A 17,157-nucleotide genomic window follows, 5' to 3' on the forward strand; every position below is an offset into this window, starting at 1 on the left:
GGTCGGCCAGACCGGCGAGGCGCTGCAACGCATTGTCAGCCGCGTCGCCGAGATCGACGGCCTGGTGTCGGAGATCGCCGCCTCGGCCCAGGAACAGGCCACGGGCCTTCAGCAGGTCAACACCGCCGTCAACCAGATGGATCAGGTCACTCAGCAAAATGCTGCGATGGTCGAGCAGTCGACCGCCGCCAGCCACTCGCTGTCGCAGGAGGCCGAGACCCTCGCCGGCTCGGTGTCGAGATTCCAGATCGGCGCCCCTCAAGCCTCGGGCGCCTCAGCTCCGGCGGCTCGCAGTGCGCCTAAAACCCAGCCGCGTCCGGCCAATCGCACGGTCGCCCAGATGCGCACCGTCGGCTCCGGCGGCGCCGCCCGCAAACCCCAGCCGGTCGTCTCCGAAGACGGCTGGGAGGAGTTCTGATGACCGCCTCCCTGTCCCTCCCGGCCGTCCTCGACCTGGCCCAGGCTGAAGCGCTGAAGGCGGCCCTGCTGCCGATGCGCGGCCAGTCGGTCGTCATCGACGCCTCGCGCGTCGAGCGCCTGGGCGGCCTGTGCCTGCAGGTCCTCATCTCGGCCCAGCAGACCTGGGCCAGCGACGGCCACTCTTTGAAGATTGACGATGTGTCGCGTGAGTTTGCCGACCAATGGAACGCATTCGGGGCGGCCTCGGCCGATCGCCCGCTGGGAGCCCTCTCGTGATCAAGACAGTCCTGACCATCGACGACAGCCGCACCATGCGCGACATGCTGATGATGGCCCTGGTTGATGCGGGGTACCGCGTGATCCAGGCCGTGGACGGCGTGGACGGGCTGGAGACGCTCGCCGCCGAGGGCGCCGATGTCATCATCACCGACATCAACATGCCCCGCCTGGACGGCTTCGGCGTGATCGAAGGGGTCCGTGCCGACCCCAACCATCGGGCCACCCCCGTGCTTGTCCTGACCACCGAGAGCGACGCCGCCAAGAAGCAGCGAGCCCGCGACGCCGGCGCTACCGGCTGGATCGTCAAGCCGTTCGACCCGGCCAAGCTGGTCGACGCCGTCCGTCGCGTGGCGGCCTGACCCATGACTGACGCGGTCGATCCCTTCGAAGCGATCAAGGTCGTCTTCTTCCAGGAGTGCGATGAACTCCTCGGCGACCTGGAGACGGGCCTGCTCGCCATCGAGCAGGGCAGTGCGGACATGGAAACGGTCAACGCCGTCTTCCGCGCCGTCCATTCGGTCAAGGGCGGGGCAGGGGCCTTCGGCCTCGACGCCCTGGTTCGGTTCGCCCACGTCTTCGAGACCCTGCTGGACGAAATTCGTTCGGAGCGGAAGCCGTGCGACGACGTGACGGTCAAGACCCTGCTGCGCGCCTCGGACGTGCTGGCCGACCACATCGCCGCCGCGCGCGGTCAGGGCGCGCCGGTCGACGAGGCCCGCTCGGCCGGTCTGGTCGCCGAACTGGAAGCCCTGACGCACGGGGAGGCCATCCCGGCCAACGCCGAATCCGAACCCGCTTTCGCTCCTGTCGCCGCCGCGCCGATTGAAGCCGACGAAGACGATTTCGGCTTCCGCCCCGTCGCCTTCAATCTCGCCGATCTGGGCGCCCCGGACGAGCCGGCGGCGCCCGCCGCCCCCCCTGCCGCCGACGCCTGGCACATCGTGTTCCGTCCGCATGGCCGGATGTACGTCAACGCCAACGAGACCGGCCTGCTGCTGCGCGAGCTATCCCACCTCGGCGAGATGACCGTCGAACTCGACGTCTCGGCCGTGCCGGATCTGGACGCGCTGGACGCCGAGGAATCCTACCTCGCCTGGACCATCGACCTGACCACCGACGCCGGCGAAGCCGCGGTCCGCGATGTCTTCGACTTCGTGGAAAGCGATTGCGACCTGTCCATTCGCCCCGCTGCCGCCGCCGCCGCCGCCGCGCCTGAAGCCGCCGAGGAAGCGCCCGCGCCGGCCGCCGACTTCGATATCTCGGCCCTGCTGGCCCGCGCCCAGGCCGAGGTTGTGGCCGAGCTCGCTCCCGCACCCGTGGCTGAACCCGTCCCCGCGCCGGCGCCCACGCCGGTCGCCCCGCCCGTCGCCGCCGTGGCCCCCGCGCCGACCCCGGAGCCAGCCCCGGCCGCCGCCAACGCCCCGGCTGCGGCCCCCGCCGCCCAGGCCGCCGTCACCATCCGCGTCGATCTCGACCGCGTCGATCGCCTGATCAACGTCGTCGGCGAGCTGGTCATCCAGCAAGCCATGCTGGCCCAGCGCGTGATCGAAAGCGGCCTGGCCCGTTCGTCGGGCATCTCGGTCGGTCTGGAAGACCTCGAACTGCTGACGCGCGAGATCCAGGACAGCGTCATGGCCATCCGCGCCCAGCCGGTGAAGTCGGTCTTCCAGCGCATGCCGCGCCTCGTCCGCGAAGTCGGCGAGATGACCGGCAAGCGCGTCCGTCTGGTCACCGCCGGCGAGGACACCGAGGTCGACAAGACCGTGGTCGAACGCCTGGCCGAACCGATCACCCACATGCTGCGCAACGCCATCGACCACGGACTGGAAAGTCCGGAGGAACGGGCCGCAGCCGGCAAGCCGACCGAAGGCACGGTGCGCCTCGCCGCCCTGCACCGCTCCGGCCGGATCGTCATCGAGATTTCCGACGACGGCAAAGGCATCAACCGCGAACGGGTCAAGGGCATCGCGATCTCGCGCGGCCTGATCGCCGAGGACGCGGCCCTGACCGACGACGAGATCGACAACCTGATCTTCCTGCCCGGCTTCTCCACCGCCGAGGTGATCTCCGACATCTCCGGCCGCGGCGTCGGTATGGACGTAGTTCGCCGCTCCATCCAGGGCCTTGGCGGACGCATCTCCATCTCGTCGGAGCCCGGCAAGGGCTCGAAGTTCACCATGTCCCTGCCCCTGACCCTGGCGGTCCTGGACGGCATGGTGGTGACCGCGGCGGAACAGACTCTGGTGGCGCCGCTCTCGGCGATCGTCGAAAGCCTGACACCGCGCACCGAAGACGTGCACTACATCGGCGGCAAGGACGCGGTGATCCGCATCCGCGACATCTTCGTGCCCCTGATCGACGTGGGCGTGGCCCTCGGCTTCCGTGAAACCGCCATCGACCCCGCCTCCGGCGTGGCGGTCCTGGTGGAGAGCGAAGGCGGCGGCAAGGCCGCCCTGCTGGTGGAAGCCATCCAGGGTCAGCGCCAGGTCGTCATCAAGAGCCTGGAGACCAACTACCAGCAGGTCGATGGCGTCGCCGCCGCCACCATCCTGGGCGACGGCCGCGTCGCCCTGATCCTGGACGTCGACGCCATAGTAGCCAGTTCGCGCCGCCGGTTCGTGCGGCACGAGACGGTGCGTTCCGAACTGAAAATCGCGAGTTGATCATGACTGAAGCCACCAACGCCGCCGCACGCGAACTGATCGCCTTCCGGATCGGGGAGCAGGAGTTCTGCGTGGACATCATGGCCGTGAGGGAAATCCGCGGCTGGACCCCGGCCACGCCCCTGCCGCGCGCCCCGGGCTTCATGAAGGGGGTCATCAACCTGCGCGGGGCCGTCCTGCCGATCATCGACCTGGGCGCCCGCTTCGGCCTGCGCACCTCGGAGCCCACGGCGCGTCACGTCATCATGGTCGCCCATGTCGGCGGCCGGATGGTGGGCCTGCTGGTCGACGCCGTGTCCGACATCATCCAGCTCACCGACGAGGCGATGCAGCCGACGCCCGACGTCGCCAGCGACCAGGTCAAGTCCTTCGTGAAGGGCCTGTTCGCCCTGGACGGCCGCCTGATCAGCCTGATCGAGCTGGACCGGATCATCCCGGAAGCCGCGGAAGCCGAAGCCGCATGAGCTCGGATTCCGGATCAAGAAGGGCCGCCGGGCGCGAGTCCCTGGTCGAAGGCGAGTTCGCCTTCACCGCCGAGGACTTCCGCCACATCGCTGAAATCCTGCATAGTCACGCCGGCATCGCCCTCAACGAGGGCAAGGCGGCGCTGGTCTACTCGCGGCTGGCCAAGCGGCTTCGGACCCTCGGCCTGCGCAGCTTCCGCGACTATTGCGCCCTGGTCCAGGGCGTGGACGGCGTCGACGAGCGTCAGATGATGACGGCCGCCCTGACCACCAACGTCACCCGCTTCTTCCGCGAGCCGCATCACTTCGATCATCTGCGCGACCAGGTTATGCCGGGGCTGGCCGAGCGCGCCCGTCGCGGCGAGCGGGTCCGCCTGTGGTCGGCCGCCTGTTCGAATGGTCAGGAGCCCTATTCGATGGCCATGACCGTCCTGGCGGTCCTGCCCGAGGCGGCCGAACTGGACTTCCGCATCCTGGCCACGGACATCGATCCGAACATGGTCGCCGAGGGTATCGCCGGCGTCTATTCGAGCGAACATCTCGACGCCGCGCCGCCGATGCTGCGCAACCGCTTCTTCGAGAAGGCGCCCCATTCTTCTTCGGGGGTGCAGGGTCGCGACATGCTGTCGGCCAATGCGACGCTGCGCGAACTCGTGTCGTTCCGCGAACTCAATCTGATCGGCGACTGGCCGATGCGCGGCAAGTTCGACGTCATCTTCTGCCGCAACGTCGTGATCTATTTCGATGACGCGACCCAGGAGCGGGTGTGGAAGCGGTTCACCCCGCTGATGAACCCCGGAGCCACCCTCTACATCGGCCACTCCGAGCGGGTCAGCGGCCCGGCCGTGAACCAGCTGAGCACCAGCGGCCTGACGACCTACAGGCTGGCCGCATGAGTGCGCCCATCCGGGTTCTGGTCGTGGACGACTCGCCGACGATGCGCGGTCTGATCACGGCCGCCCTGCGCCGCGACCCTGAGATCGAGGTCGTCGGTTCGGCCGCCGACCCGCTGGAAGCGCGCACCCTGATCAAGGAACTGAATCCCGACGTCATCACCCTCGACGTCGAGATGCCCAACATGAACGGGCTGGAGTTCCTTGAGAAGATCATGCGCCTGCGGCCCATGCCCGTGGTTATGGTCTCGACCCTGACCCAGGCCGGCGCCGACGTGACCCTTCAGGCGCTGGAGATGGGCGCGGTCGACGCGGTCGGGAAGCCCGGCGCCGGCGTCACCGCCGTCGAGGCCTTTGCCGAACTGACCCTGAAGGTGAAGACGGCCGCCCGGTCGCGGGTCCGTCGCCGCGAGACGGTCGAGACGCCCCGCCCCCGCACCGACTATCGTCCCGGGGCGGACCACATCCTGGCCATCGGCGCCTCGACCGGCGGCGTGGAAGCCCTGATCACCATATTGTCGGCCTTCCCGGCCAACTGTCCGGCGACCGTGATCACCCAGCACATGCCGGCGACCTTCACGCCCAGCTTTGCCGCGCGCCTCGACAAGATGTCTGCCGCCACGGTCAGCGAGGCCGTCGACGGCGCGCTGCTGATGCCCGGCCACATCTATCTGGCGCCCGGCGGCCTGACCCACCTTGAGGTCTCGGGCACGACCCCGCGTTGCCGCCTGAGCGAGGGCGACACGGTCAGCGGTCACCGGCCATCGGTCGATGTCCTGTTCCGTTCGGTCTCGCGCCTGCGCCGTCCGATGACCGGCGTCATCCTGACCGGCATGGGCCGCGACGGCGCGCAGGGTTTGCTCGAGATGCGCAACGCCGGCGGCCACACCCTGGGCCAGGATGAGGCCAGCTGCGTCGTCTACGGCATGCCGCGCGTCGCCCATGAGATCGGGGCCGTCGAACGCCAGCTGCCGCTCAACCGTCTCTCGTCCGCCATTCTCGATCTGTGCGCCTTCCCCGGCGCCCAGACAGCCGCCTGAGGATTCCAGATGCCCGCCGCCTCCTCCATTCACGTCCTGATCGTAGACGACCAGATGTCGATGCGCAGCCTTATCCGCACCAGCCTGCAGCAGATCGGCTTCCGCGAGTTTCGCGAGGCGGCCGACGGCGAAGCCGGCCTGCGCGAGATGATCACCAAGCCTGCGCACCTGGTCATTTCCGATTTCAACATGCCCAAGCTCGACGGCCTCGGCCTGCTCCGCGCCGTGCGCTCGCACCCGCCGACCCAGGGCGCCGCCTTCGTCATGCTGACCGGCCGCGCCGACAAGGAACTGGTCCAGCGCGCGGTGCAGTTCGGGGTCAACAACTACCTGGTCAAGCCGTTCACCGTCGCCCAGCTCAAGGACAAGCTGGAAAGCGTCTTCGGGCCACTGACATGATGTCGGCCGACGCCCTGGCGACCGAACAGCGGATCCACGTGGGCCAGGGCGAGCACCATGTGACGTCCGACGCAAACGTGATGCTGACCACCATCCTCGGGAGTTGCGTGGCCATGTGTCTGCGCGATCCGGACACGCGCGTGGGCGGCATGAACCACTTCTTGCTGCCGGAAGGCGCGGGGGCAGGAACCGACGCAGGCCGCCGCTACGGCGCCTATGCGATGGAGCTTCTGATCAACGACGTCCTCAAGGCGGGCGGGCGTCGCGACCGGCTGGAAGCCAAGCTGTTTGGCGGCGGGCGGATGTTCGACAGCCTGCGTGACGTGGGCATGGCCAACGCCGACTTCGCTGAACGCTTCCTGCGCGACGAGGGCATCGCCCTCGTGGGCGGCAGCCTGCGCGGCCCGGGCGGTCGACGCCTTCACTACTGGCCCGCCACCGGGCGAGCCCTTCAGCGTGCGGTGACCGACGGCCATGTGCCGGTCCAGGCGCCGCCCCGTATCCAGCCGGTCCCCTCGGGCGCCGTGGAGTTGTTCTGATGTCGAAGTCGCAATCCCGCGCCCTGCTGGTCGCCGTCTCGAACGAACTGGCCGAAATCCGAGAACGTCTCGAGGACCTCGCCGACCTGACGTCGGGGCTGATGGCGGACTGCCCGGCGGAGCGCCATGCAGAGACGATGTGCAGCATTCAGGATTTCGACCTTCTGATCCAGCGTCTCGACGGGCTCAGTGGTCTGGCCGCCGCCCTGGGCGCCGGTGCGCCTATGGCCACGGCCTTGCATGCCCTGACGCTGTCGGACCTCTATGATCGCCTTTCGGGTGACACCGGTATCCGTCCCTCGATGTCCGCGCCTTCGGGCGAACTGACCCTGTTCGACTGAAGCCATGGCGCGTCCTCCCACCCCGGATCGGGTCAACCTCGCGCGCTCCACCGTGCTGCTGGTCGACCACAATCAGAAGTCGCTCGACATGCTGAGTTCGATCTTCCACGGGTTCGGGGTCAAGCAGCAGATCAAGTGCGGCTCCACGGCCGAAGCCGTGTCGATCATGGAAACCCGCGACGTGGACCTGATCCTGATCGACTGCTCGATGCCCGAGATGGACGGCTATGACTTCACCCGCTGGCTCCGGCGCGAAACCAGTCCGCCCGTGCGCTATACGCCGGTCATCCTGCTGACCGGCCACGCCGCCCAGTCGAAGGTGCACACGGGGCGCGACTGCGGCGCCAGTTTCCTCGTCACCAAGCCTCTGACGCCGACCGTCCTCCTGCAACGTATCCTGTGGCTGGGCGCCGATGAGCGGAACTTCGTCGAGTGTGAAACCTACGTCGGCCCCGACCGTCGGGTCCGCAATCTCGGTCCGCCCGTGGGCATGAAGGGGCGCCGTAGCGGCGACCTGTCGGAACACGTCGGCGCCGCCACCGAGGCGAATATGGATCAGTCCGATATCGATATGTTGATGAAGCCGATGAAGGTCTCGTTGTGAGCGAACCCCGGACGTTCAAGATCAAGAGCACTCTGGCCCGCCAGATGAAGGATCCGGGCGGTCGCCAGGTTCGCGATCTCGAGCGGCAGGCGGTGGCGCAACTGGAAACCCACCGCGATGACGCCATGGCCACCGTAGGCGAGACGCTGGCGACGCTTGAGGCCCTGTGCGCCGAGGCGCCGGCACGAGCGGGCCCGCAGGTCTACGCCCTGGCCTCGTCGATCGTCGATCTGGCTGGCTATTTCGACACCGGCCCGCTGTTCGAGGCGGCCTACAGCCTGTGTGAAATCTCCGACCGTATGATCCAGGCCGACACCTGGCACTGGCCGTCGGTACAAGTTCACGCCCAGGCGTTGAGGCTGATCCTCGCGGGCGGATGCCGGACCGGCCGCACCAGCGACACCCTGCTCGCCGGCCTGCGCTCGATTACCCAGACCCGATAACGGCCCGCCATCCCGGAGGTGTCGCGGACAAAGAATTTATTCCCGGCACGCTCTTGTCGGGTTGGACCGCGTCGCCCATGTCCTCTGACGGTCTTTGAAACCGTCAGATGAACGGCCGCCTGGCGACCCGTAGTCGAGTGCGTCCGCAGGGCTGGAACCCTAACCGACTGGACTCATTGAATTCGAGCCGGACTCCCCGGACTCGCCGGACTCTGTTTTGAAGTTCGGCTTCAGCACTGGAAGGGCGCACGGCGCCCCGTCAGGTCGAGGGTAGCAGTTCCGCCGCGAACTGACGGTAACGACCGGCCCGGACGCCGTCCGTCGCGCGGGCGATGTCCGGCGCGAAATAGTGGTCGCTGTCATAGGCGGCGACCGCCTCGCGCACGATCGACCAGATCTGTTCCAGCGCCGGCGAACTCTTCAGCGGGCGATGGAATTCGATCCCCTGGGCGGCCGCCAGCAGCTCGATCCCGACGACGGTCGCTGTGTTCTCGGCCATCTCCAGCAGGCGTCGCGCGCCGTGGGTGGCCATGGAGACATGGTCTTCCTGATTGGCCGAGGTCGGGACGGTGTCGACGCTGCACGGATGGCTCAGCATCCGGTTCTCGGCGACGAGGGCGGCGGCGGTCACCTGGGCGATCATGAAGCCGGAGTTCAGCCCGCTCTCGCGGACGAGGAAGGCCGGCAGTTCGCTCATCTTGGGATCGACCAGGATCGCCGTGCGCCGCTCCGAGATGTTGCCGATCTCGCACAGGACCATGGCCAGCTGGTCGGCGGCGAAGGCGACCGGCTCGGCGTGGAAGTTTCCGCCCGAGATGACGTCGCCGTCCTCGATGAAGACCAGCGGATTGTCGGTCACCGCATTGGCCTCGCGCTCCAGTGTCGCGGCGGCGTTGCGGATGACGTCGAGCACCGCCCCCATGACCTGGGGCTGGCAGCGCAGGGAGTAGGGGTCCTGCACCTTGGCATCGCCCTCGCGGTGACTGTCGCGAATGGCGCTGTCGGCCATCAGACCGCGCAGGGCGGCGGCGACGTCGATCTGGCCGGGCTGGTTGCGGAGCGCGTGGATGCGGGGATCGAACGGGGCGTCGGATCCCTTCAGCGCATCGACAGACAGGGCGCCGGCCGCGATCCCGGCGGCGAAGGCGGCCTCGGTCGCGAACAGGCCGGCCAGGGCCAGGGCCGTCGAACACTGGGTGCCGTTGAGCAGGGCGAGCCCTTCCTTCGGTCCGAGCGTCAGGACCGGCAGACCGGCCCGCGACAGGGCGCTCTCGGCGTCCAGCGTCTCGCCCCGATGCCGCGCCTCGCCGACGCCGATCAGGACGCAGGACATATGGGCCAGGGGCGCCAGATCGCCCGAGGCGCCGACCGAACCCTTGGACGGAATACAGGGCAGGACGTCGGCATTGACCAGGCCGATCAGGGCCTCCAGCGTCTCGCGCCGGATGCCCGACGCCCCCTTCGACAGACTGGCGATCTTCAGCACCAGGATCAGCCGAACGACCGCATCATCCAGCAATGGCCCGACGCCGCAGGCGTGGCTCAGCACAAGGTTCTTCTGCAGCGTCTCCAGATCGCCGGGCGCGATGGAAGTGTTGGCCAGCAGGCCGAAGCCGGTGTTGATGCCATAGACCGTGCGGCCTTCGGCGATGATGGCGGCGACGGTCGCGGCCGACTTATCGACATCGGTCCAGGCGGAGGCGGCGACCTCCACGGTGACCGGGCCGTCGATGACCGCCCGCAGCTGGGCGAGGGTGAGGGGTTCGGCCCCGACGATGATGGTTGTCATGGTCAGGCCTTCAGGCTGGGCAGGTTCAGGCCGTGCTCGCGGGAGGCGGCGCGGGCGATCTCATAGCCGGCGTCGGCATGGCGCATGACGCCCGTGGCCGGGTCGTTCCACAGGACGCGCTCCAGCCGCTTCGCCGCCTCGGGCGTGCCGTCGGCCACGATGACCACGCCGGAGTGCTGGGAATAGCCCATGCCGACCCCGCCGCCGTGGTGCAGGGAGACCCAGCTGGCGCCCGAGGCCGTGTTCAGCAGGGCGTTCAGCAACGGCCAGTCAGACACGGCGTCCGACCCGTCCATCATGGCCTCCGTCTCCCGGTTGGGGCTGGCGACCGAACCCGAGTCGAGGTGATCCCGGCCGATGACGATGGGGCCGCTGAGTTCGCCCGACGCCACCATCTCGTTGAACATCAGGCCGGCGCGGTGACGGTCGCCGAGGCCGATCCAGCATATGCGGGCGGGCAGGCCCTGGAAGGCGATCCGCTCTTCCGCCATGTCGAGCCAGCGGTGCAGGCCGGCATTATCAGGGAACAGACGCTTCATCGCCGCGTCGGTCTTGCGGATATCCTCCGGATCGCCGGTCAGGGCGGCCCAGCGGAACGGGCCGATGCCGCGACAGAACAGCGGGCGAATATAGGCCGGCACGAAACCCGGGAAGTCGAAGGCCTTCGCCACCCCCTGGTCGAAGGCGACCTGGCGGATGTTGTTGCCGTAGTCGGTGACCGGGATGCCCGCCGCCTGGAAGTCGAGCATGGCCTGGACATGGACGGCGCAGGAGGCCTTGGCGGCGGCCTCTACGGCGGCGGGGTCAGACACGCGCTTGTCTTCCCATTCCGCGACCGTCCAGCCGGCGGGCAGGTAGCCGTTGATCAGGTCGTGGGCGCTGGTCTGGTCGGTCACGAGGTCGGGCCGCACGCCGCGCCTCACCATTTCCGGCAGGACCTCTGCGGCGTTGCCCAGCAGGCCGACCGAGATCGGTTTACCGGTCCGCCCGGCTTCCTCGATCAGGGCCAGCGCCTCGTCGAGCGTCTCGGTCATGACGTCGAGGTATCGGGTCTTCAGCCGCATCTCGATCCGGCTGCGCTGGCATTCGACGGCGAGGCAGGAGGCCCCGGCCATGGTCGCGGCCAGGGTCTGGGCCCCGCCCATGCCGCCGAGGCCGGCGGTCAGGATCCATTTGCCCGACCAGTCGCCTCCGTGATGCTGGCGGCCGGCCTCCATGAAGGTCTCGTAGGTGCCCTGAACGATGCCCTGGGTGCCGATGTAGATCCACGACCCGGCCGTCATCTGGCCGTACATCATCAGGCCCTTGCGATCGAGTTCGTTGAAATGCTCCCAGGTCGCCCATTTGGGCACCAGGTTGGAGTTGGCGATCAGCACGCGCGGCGCGTCTTCATGGGTGCGGAAAACGCCGACGGGCTTGCCCGACTGGACCAGCAGGGTCTCGTCCGGCGCCAGGGCCCGCAGGCTCTCGACGATGCGGTCGAAGCTGGCCCAGTCGCGGGCCGCCTTGCCGATCCCGCCATAGACCACGAGGTCTTCGGGCCGCTCGGCGACCTCGGGATCGAGGTTGTTCATCAGCATGCGCAGGGCGGCCTCGGCGGCCCAGGTCTTTGCCGTCATCTCGGTCCCGCGAGGGGCGCGGACGACACGGGCGTTGGAGGGGCTGGAGGTCATGTCAGGCGTTCCGGGCGAAATCGATGCAGGCGGTCAGGACAGCGCGGAGATGCCGGCGCATCGGCTCGGCGCGTTCGGGGTCGTAGGGCGAGGGCCAGTTCGCCTCCGACACGCCGCCCTCCGGGTCGAGGATGTAGCCGCGATCGGCCAGCTCCATCTGGATGGCATGAGTTCCGGTCTCGGGCCGCCCGTAATGCCGTGTCGTCCAGCCGCCCTTGAACCGCCCGTTGGTCACCTGGGAGGGACCACAGGCGGCCTCGACCGCGCGGGTCAGTCCGGGCGCGCAGGTCACCCCGTCGTTGTCGCCGATGTTGAACAGGGGCAGCGCTCCGTCGAACAGGCGCGGCACGACCGAGCGGATCGAATGGGCGTCGTAGAGGACGACAGGCCCTGATGCGGCCAGCCGGTCGATCTGGGCCCGGACGGCGGCGTGATAGGGATCGAACCAGGTCGCGCGCCGCTCGGCGATCTCGGCTTCGGTCGGTTCCTGGCCGGGGCGGTACAGGGGCTCGCCGTCGAAGGTCTCGACGGGGCAAAGGCCGGTCGTCGCCATGCCGGGATAGAGGGAGGCGCCGGACGGATCGCGGTTCACGTCGATGACGCTGCGGCTGATCGCGGTGCGCACCGTCGTGGCGCCCATCTCCCCGGCGAAATCATACAGCCGGTCCACCCACCAGTCGGCGTCCTTGCGGGCCAGCCAGGGCGAGACCATCCGCGTCTCGATGTCGCCGGGAATGCTCGTTCCGGTGTGGGGGAAGGCGACGATCAGACGCGCCGGTCCCTCGACGACGGTCAGCCAGTCTGTGCTCATTCCAGTCTCCCTCGCCAAATGCCCGACACGTGATATGTCTAGACATAGTGTTCTCACCCCGTCGGGATTGTCCAGTGTCGCAGACGCCGTTCGAAGGTCGCAGCCTGTGGTTCGAGCAAGCCCTGTTGCCCCAGGGCTGGGCGCGCGACGTGCGGGTCACGATCGCGGACGGGCTGATCTCGGGCATCGAGGCCGAGACGCCCCGCGCCGCATCTGACGAGGCGCACGGCGTCGCCCTACCGGGCATGGCCAATGTCCACAGCCACGCCTTCCAGCGCGCCATGGCGGGCCTGACCGAGGCACGCGGGCCGGCCAAGTCAGAGGGGGGAGGCGACGCCGGCGACAATTTCTGGACCTGGCGCCAGCTGATGTACCGCTTCCTCGACCGGGGCGGTCCGGAGGAGATCGAGGCCATCACCGCCTTCGCCTTCTGCGACATGCTGGAGGGCGGTTTCACGCGGTGCGCCGAGTTCCACTATCTGCACAACGACCCGACGGGCACGGCCTATGCCGATCCCGCTGAACTGACCGGACGGATCGTCGCGGCGGCGGAGACGACCGGTGTCGCCCTGACGCTGTTGCCGGTCTTCTACGCCCACTCGACCTTCGGCGGCGCGGCCCCGAACGAGGGCCAGCGGCGGTTCATCACCGATGTGGACGGGTTCGCCGATCTGGTCGCGCGCGGTCGCAGCCTGACCGCGAGCCTGCCGGACGCGGTCGTCGGCGTCGCCCCCCACAGCCTGCGCGCGGTGACGCCTGACGAACTGGCGGCCATGCCCGGTCTGGCCGCGGGCGGGCCGATCCACATCCACGTCGCCGAACAGACGAAGGAGGTCGACGACTGCCTCGACTGGTCCGGCGCGCGCCCGGTCGAGTGGCTGCTGGCCAACGCTCCAATCGATCAGCAGTGGTGCCTGATCCACTCGACCCATGTGACCGAGGCCGAGTGGCGCGGCGTCGCCAGGGCGGGCGCCGTCGTCGGCCTCTGCCCCCTGACCGAGGCCAATCTGGGCGACGGCATCTTCCCGGCGCAGGACTTCGTCGAGGGCGGCGGCCGGTTCGGGATCGGCACGGATTCCAACATCCAGATCGGCGTCGCCGACGAACTGCGCATGCTGGAGTATTCCCAACGGCTGGCGTTGCGCGCGCGGGGCGTGATGGCGGACGCGCAGCGCTCCACGGGTCGCGCCCTGTTCGATCGCGCCCTGTCCGGCGGGCGTCAGGCAACCGGTGGCGAGGGCGGTCTCGCCGTCGGCCGGCCCGCCGACCTGATCGGCCTTGACGCGGGCGCCGTCGGCTTCGCGGGACGACAGGGCGATGCGGTTCTCGACAGCTGGATCTTCGGCGGCGAGCGGGCCATCCGCTCGGTCTGGCGACGTGGCCGGCGAGTGGTGGTCGATGGCCGGCACGTCGCCCGCGACGCCGTCGAGGCCCGCTATCGCAAGGCGCTTTCGGTCGTCCTCGGATGAGCGAGCCCGCCACCCTGCACCGCCGCATCTACGACGACCTGGAGGGCCGCATCCTGTCCGGCGACTGGGCGCCCGGCGCGCGCATTCCGTTCGAGCACGAGCTGACGGAGCGCTACGGCTGTTCGCGGATGACGGTGAACAAGGCCATCTCCGAACTGGCCGCGCGGGGGCTCGTGACGCGTCGACGACGGGCCGGAACCTTCGTGGCCCAGCCGCGCGTGCACTCCGCCATCCTCGCCATTCCCGACCTGCGCGCCGAGGCGACGCAGCGCGGCCTGGCCTATGAATACCGGCTGCTGTCGCGACGCGAGCGGCAGCCGGCCGACGCAGAGCGCGACCTGGCGGGCGGCGGGCTGTTGCTGGAGCTCGACGGACTGCACCTCGGGGATGGAACGGCCCTCGCGCTGGAGCGACGCCTGATCGCCCTGTCCGCGGCGCCCGAGGCCGCGAGCGTGGATTTCAGCACGGCGCCGCCGGGAAGCTGGCTGCTCGACGCCGAACCCTGGACCGAGGCCGAGCATCGGATCTCGGCCGTGTCCGCCACGGCGCAGGACGCGCGTCTGCTGGGGCTCAAGGCCGGAGCCGCCTGTCTGTGCGTCGAACGCCGCACCTGGCGGGACGGCCAGGGGGTGACCCAGGTGTGGCAGACCTTCCCCGGCGACCGCTATGATCTGGTGGCCCGGTTCTCGCCCGGCCGTGACGCGCGTGGAGACCGTGGATGAAGGCCGACCGTCTGATCACCGACTGCCATGTCGCCACGATGGTCCCCGCCTCCGACAGAATGGGCGGCGCGGCCTATGGCGCGATTGAGGACGCCGCTCTCCTGATCGCCGACGGTCGCATCGTCTGGATCGGACCCCGCGCCGATCTGCCCGCCCATGAGGTCCTCCGGACGGACCGGCTCGACGGCCGCTGGGTCACCCCCGGCCTGATCGACTGTCACACCCATCTGGTCTTCGGCGGCGACCGGTCGGGCGAGTTCGAACAGCGTCTGAACGGCGCGACCTATGAGGAGATCGCCCGCGCCGGCGGCGGCATCGTCTCGTCCATGACGGCGACCCGGGCGGCGTCGGAGGATCAGCTCTACACCTCCGCCCTGTCCCGCCTCGAGGGGCTCAAGGTGACCGGGGTCACCACGGTCGAGATCAAGTCCGGCTATGGCCTCGACCGCGACGCCGAGCTGAAGATGCTGCGCGTCGCCCGCCGCATCGGACGCGAGGCCGGGGTCCGCGTCCGCACGTCGTATCTGGGCCTGCATGCCGTGCCGCCCGAACATCGGGCCGACCGCTCGGCCTATGTCGATCTCGCCATCGACGACATCCTGCCCGCGGCGCATGCGGAAGGCTTGGTCGATGCGGTCGACGCCTATTGCGAGCCCATCGCCTTCTCAGACGCCGAGGTGTCGCGCCTGTTCGAGAAGGCGAAGGCGCTCCGCCTGCCGGTCAAACTTCACGCCGACCAGCTGTCGGACGGCGGCGGCGCGGCGCTCGCGGCCCGCTACGACGCCCTGTCCGCCGACCACATCGAACATTCCAGCGAGGCGGGCGTCCGCGCGATGGCCAAGGCCGGCGTCGTCGCCGTCCTGCTGCCTGGCGCCTATCTGATGCTGCGTGAAACGACCCCGCCGCCGATCGCGGCCCTGCGATGTCACGGGGTCGCCATGGCCGTCGCGACCGACTGCAACCCCGGCACCTCGCCGGTCGCCTCCATGACCGCCGCCCTGACCCTGGCCTGCGTCCAGTTCCGCCTGACGCCCGAGGAAGCCCTGGCCGGCGCCACCCGCCACGCCGCCCGGGCCCTGGGTCTCGGCGATGAGATCGGCACGCTGGAAGCCGGCAAGGCCGCCGACCTCGCCGTCTGGGACATCACCCGCCCGGCCGAGCTCTGCTACTGGCTCGGCAAGCCGATCCTGAACGCTCGCTACGTGGTGGGCGCCCCGGCCTGGGCGGGGTTGGCGGCGTTCCAGGCGACATAGGCGTCCAGGGCCTTCTGCGGCGAGTTGATCCACCAGGAATAGCCGTTGCGACGGCCGATCGAGATCTCGTTCACGTCGTCGTAGATCATCTGGTTCTTGTCGCCGAAGATCGGCAGGCCGGTCACCAGATCATAGTTGCGGGACCAGAGCGGTCCGGCGCCCGCGCGCTCGATCAGCTTGCGCCCGTCGTCAGTCATCTCGAACGAATGGTCGTAGAGCCGCTTGGATTCCAGCCAGGCGATGGCCGCGCGAACGGCCGTCTGGACTGCCGGCGACGGATCGGGCTGTCGCATCAGGAACAGCAGGATGTCGGTGGTCTCGCCGCTGGCGATCGACTGGGGCTCGTAGTTGCGGGCGCTGGACGGCGCGAGGGTCAGTGGATCGACCTGTTGCGGCCAGGCGGTCAGTTCGCCGTCGACCCTGACCTGTGCGGCCAGGATGACCTCGACGCCGTGACGCACGGCATCGACGGCGAGGGCCTTCAGGTCCCCGGGGACGAAATCGAAGCCGTTCTCGTTCTCGACCACGTCCTCCAGCAGCATGGCCGCCTCGGCTACGGCGTTGTCGTTGAAGGTGACGGCGTCATGGAACCCGCCCTCGACCGGCCAGATCTGAGGCCAGCCGCCGTTCGGGTACTGAGCGTTCAGCAGATACCGGACGCCCTTGATGATGCTGGCGCGCCAGGCGTCGCCTTCGGCGCCGGGATAGTGGCCGGCCACCTTGGCCAGGAAGCGCATCTCGGTCGTGGTGGCGCCGTTATCGAGCGTGCCGACGAAGGTCCAGAAGCGATCGACCGGCGCGTCGAAATTCTGCGGGTTCAGCTCCATTGTCTCGGCGTCGTTGGAATAGCGCTGGCCCGGCAGGCGGGCGATGCGGCGGTCCTGATTCTTGCTCCAGCCGCCGGCCGGGGTCTGGAAGCTGACGATGGCGTCGGCGACGGCACGGGCCTCCGGCGTGCCATACCAGGCGTCCTCGCGGTCCAGAGGCATGTTCCCTTGCGAGCCTCCGACGGCCAGCGGCGGCGGGGGCACGGTCGAGCCGGCCGGCAGTTCGGCCGTCAGGGTCGCGCGGTCGAGCAAGGCCTGGGCGTGGGAGCGATCAAGATAGGCGGCCCAGGCGTCACGCTGCGGCTCGGGCAACCGGGCGATCCGGGCGACGGTCAGAGACTGGGCCGGGACGTTCTGGCGCAGCTCCTCGGCCTGGGCGGTCGGCGCGAACGCAAGGCCCAACAGGATTGGAAGCAGAGCCCCGGCCCGCGCGCGTAAGGTTGTCATGACCGGCCGTCCCTGATCGAAGCGACGAGCAGGCCGCTTTCTCATTATGTTGCACGATATGCTATATGATGAGATCAACCG

Annotated in this window: 19 protein-coding genes; 15 read left to right on the forward strand and 4 right to left on the reverse strand. The window is 69.0% G+C overall.

What is annotated here, in order from left to right:
• From RMO01_RS14685 to RMO01_RS14740, 12 genes are all read left to right on the forward strand, one after another.
• A partial coding sequence (locus tag RMO01_RS14685) for a methyl-accepting chemotaxis protein (RefSeq protein WP_309629806.1) occupies window positions 1-418 on the forward strand: 418 nt, incomplete at its 5' end.
• On the forward strand, window positions 418-696 hold the full coding sequence (locus tag RMO01_RS14690) for an STAS domain-containing protein (protein ID WP_309629807.1): 279 nt from the start codon (window positions 418-420) through the stop codon (window positions 694-696). The genes RMO01_RS14685 and RMO01_RS14690, both read left to right, overlap by 1 nt.
• Complete coding sequence (locus RMO01_RS14695) at window positions 693-1,058, forward strand: response regulator (RefSeq protein WP_309629808.1); 366 nt, start codon at window positions 693-695, stop codon at window positions 1,056-1,058. Before RMO01_RS14690 ends, RMO01_RS14695 begins: the two co-directional genes overlap by 4 nt.
• 3 nt (window positions 1,059-1,061) lie before the next feature.
• Window positions 1,062-3,362: a chemotaxis protein CheA gene (locus tag RMO01_RS14700; protein ID WP_309629809.1), complete on the forward strand. Its 2,301-nt coding sequence runs from the start codon at window positions 1,062-1,064 to the stop codon at window positions 3,360-3,362.
• Between the two features lie 2 nt (window positions 3,363-3,364).
• Window positions 3,365-3,826: a chemotaxis protein CheW gene (locus tag RMO01_RS14705; RefSeq protein WP_309629810.1), complete on the forward strand. Its 462-nt coding sequence runs from the start codon at window positions 3,365-3,367 to the stop codon at window positions 3,824-3,826.
• Window positions 3,823-4,722: a protein-glutamate O-methyltransferase gene (locus RMO01_RS14710; protein ID WP_309629811.1), complete on the forward strand. Its 900-nt coding sequence runs from the start codon at window positions 3,823-3,825 to the stop codon at window positions 4,720-4,722. The genes RMO01_RS14705 and RMO01_RS14710 overlap by 4 nt, the downstream gene beginning before the upstream one ends.
• A complete protein-coding gene (locus tag RMO01_RS14715; RefSeq protein WP_309629812.1) occupies window positions 4,719-5,759 on the forward strand; it encodes a chemotaxis response regulator protein-glutamate methylesterase in 1,041 nt (346 codons plus the stop codon). Before RMO01_RS14710 ends, RMO01_RS14715 begins: the two co-directional genes overlap by 4 nt.
• A gap of 9 nt (window positions 5,760-5,768) precedes the next feature.
• Window positions 5,769-6,158, forward strand: a complete 390-nt coding sequence (locus tag RMO01_RS14720) for a response regulator (protein ID WP_309629813.1) — start codon at window positions 5,769-5,771, stop codon at window positions 6,156-6,158.
• A complete protein-coding gene (locus RMO01_RS14725) occupies window positions 6,158-6,697 on the forward strand; it encodes a chemotaxis protein CheD (protein WP_409013088.1) in 540 nt (179 codons plus the stop codon). The genes RMO01_RS14720 and RMO01_RS14725 overlap by 1 nt, the downstream gene beginning before the upstream one ends.
• Entirely contained in the window at window positions 6,697-7,038 is a 342-nt protein-coding gene (locus RMO01_RS14730; RefSeq protein WP_309629815.1) for a hypothetical protein, read from the forward strand. Before RMO01_RS14725 ends, RMO01_RS14730 begins: the two co-directional genes overlap by 1 nt.
• Before the next feature lie 4 nt (window positions 7,039-7,042).
• Window positions 7,043-7,642 carry a response regulator gene (locus RMO01_RS14735; RefSeq protein ID WP_309629816.1) on the forward strand — a complete coding sequence of 200 codons (600 nt, stop codon included), beginning with the start codon at window positions 7,043-7,045 and terminating at the stop codon, window positions 7,640-7,642.
• Window positions 7,639-8,085, forward strand: a complete 447-nt coding sequence (locus RMO01_RS14740) for a chemotaxis protein CheE (RefSeq protein WP_309629817.1) — start codon at window positions 7,639-7,641, stop codon at window positions 8,083-8,085. The genes RMO01_RS14735 and RMO01_RS14740 overlap by 4 nt, the downstream gene beginning before the upstream one ends.
• 259 nt (window positions 8,086-8,344) lie before the next feature.
• Here the strand turns inward: RMO01_RS14740 and hutH are convergent, their stop codons facing one another.
• Genes hutH through hutG form a run of 3 tightly spaced genes read right to left on the reverse strand, consistent with a single transcriptional unit; the run spans window position 8,345 to window position 12,358 of the window.
• Window positions 8,345-9,874, reverse strand: a complete 1,530-nt coding sequence (hutH, locus tag RMO01_RS14745) for a histidine ammonia-lyase (RefSeq protein ID WP_309629818.1) — start codon at window positions 9,872-9,874, stop codon at window positions 8,345-8,347.
• 2 nt (window positions 9,875-9,876) lie between these two features.
• Window positions 9,877-11,547 (reverse strand): urocanate hydratase, encoded by a 1,671-nt coding sequence (gene hutU, locus RMO01_RS14750; RefSeq protein WP_309629819.1) that lies wholly within the window; start codon window positions 11,545-11,547, stop codon window positions 9,877-9,879.
• Between the two features lies 1 nt (window position 11,548).
• The gene (hutG, locus tag RMO01_RS14755; protein ID WP_309629820.1) at window positions 11,549-12,358 is read right to left on the reverse strand and encodes an N-formylglutamate deformylase; all 810 of its coding nucleotides are present in this window, start codon (window positions 12,356-12,358) and stop codon (window positions 11,549-11,551) included.
• A 74-nt stretch (window positions 12,359-12,432) separates the two neighbouring features.
• On the opposite strand from hutG, the gene RMO01_RS14760 reads away from it, so the two are divergent.
• The 3 genes from RMO01_RS14760 to hutI are packed head-to-tail and all read left to right on the forward strand — an operon-like array spanning window position 12,433 to window position 15,802.
• Entirely contained in the window at window positions 12,433-13,827 is a 1,395-nt protein-coding gene (locus tag RMO01_RS14760; RefSeq protein WP_309629821.1) for a formimidoylglutamate deiminase, read from the forward strand.
• Window positions 13,824-14,549: a histidine utilization repressor gene (hutC, locus tag RMO01_RS14765; RefSeq protein ID WP_309629822.1), complete on the forward strand. Its 726-nt coding sequence runs from the start codon at window positions 13,824-13,826 to the stop codon at window positions 14,547-14,549. Before RMO01_RS14760 ends, hutC begins: the two co-directional genes overlap by 4 nt.
• Window positions 14,546-15,802 carry an imidazolonepropionase gene (hutI, locus tag RMO01_RS14770; RefSeq protein WP_309629823.1) on the forward strand — a complete coding sequence of 419 codons (1,257 nt, stop codon included), beginning with the start codon at window positions 14,546-14,548 and terminating at the stop codon, window positions 15,800-15,802. Before hutC ends, hutI begins: the two co-directional genes overlap by 4 nt.
• Here hutI and pelA read toward each other — a convergent pair.
• On the reverse strand, window positions 15,748-17,076 hold the full coding sequence (gene pelA / locus RMO01_RS14775) for a pectate lyase (protein WP_309629824.1): 1,329 nt from the start codon (window positions 17,074-17,076) through the stop codon (window positions 15,748-15,750). The genes hutI and pelA overlap by 55 nt on opposite strands.
• Between the last annotated feature and the right edge of the window lie 81 nt (window positions 17,077-17,157).

Origin of the sequence: Brevundimonas sp. (assembly GCF_031412435.1) — a bacterium.
Taxonomy (GTDB): domain Bacteria; phylum Pseudomonadota; class Alphaproteobacteria; order Caulobacterales; family Caulobacteraceae; genus Brevundimonas.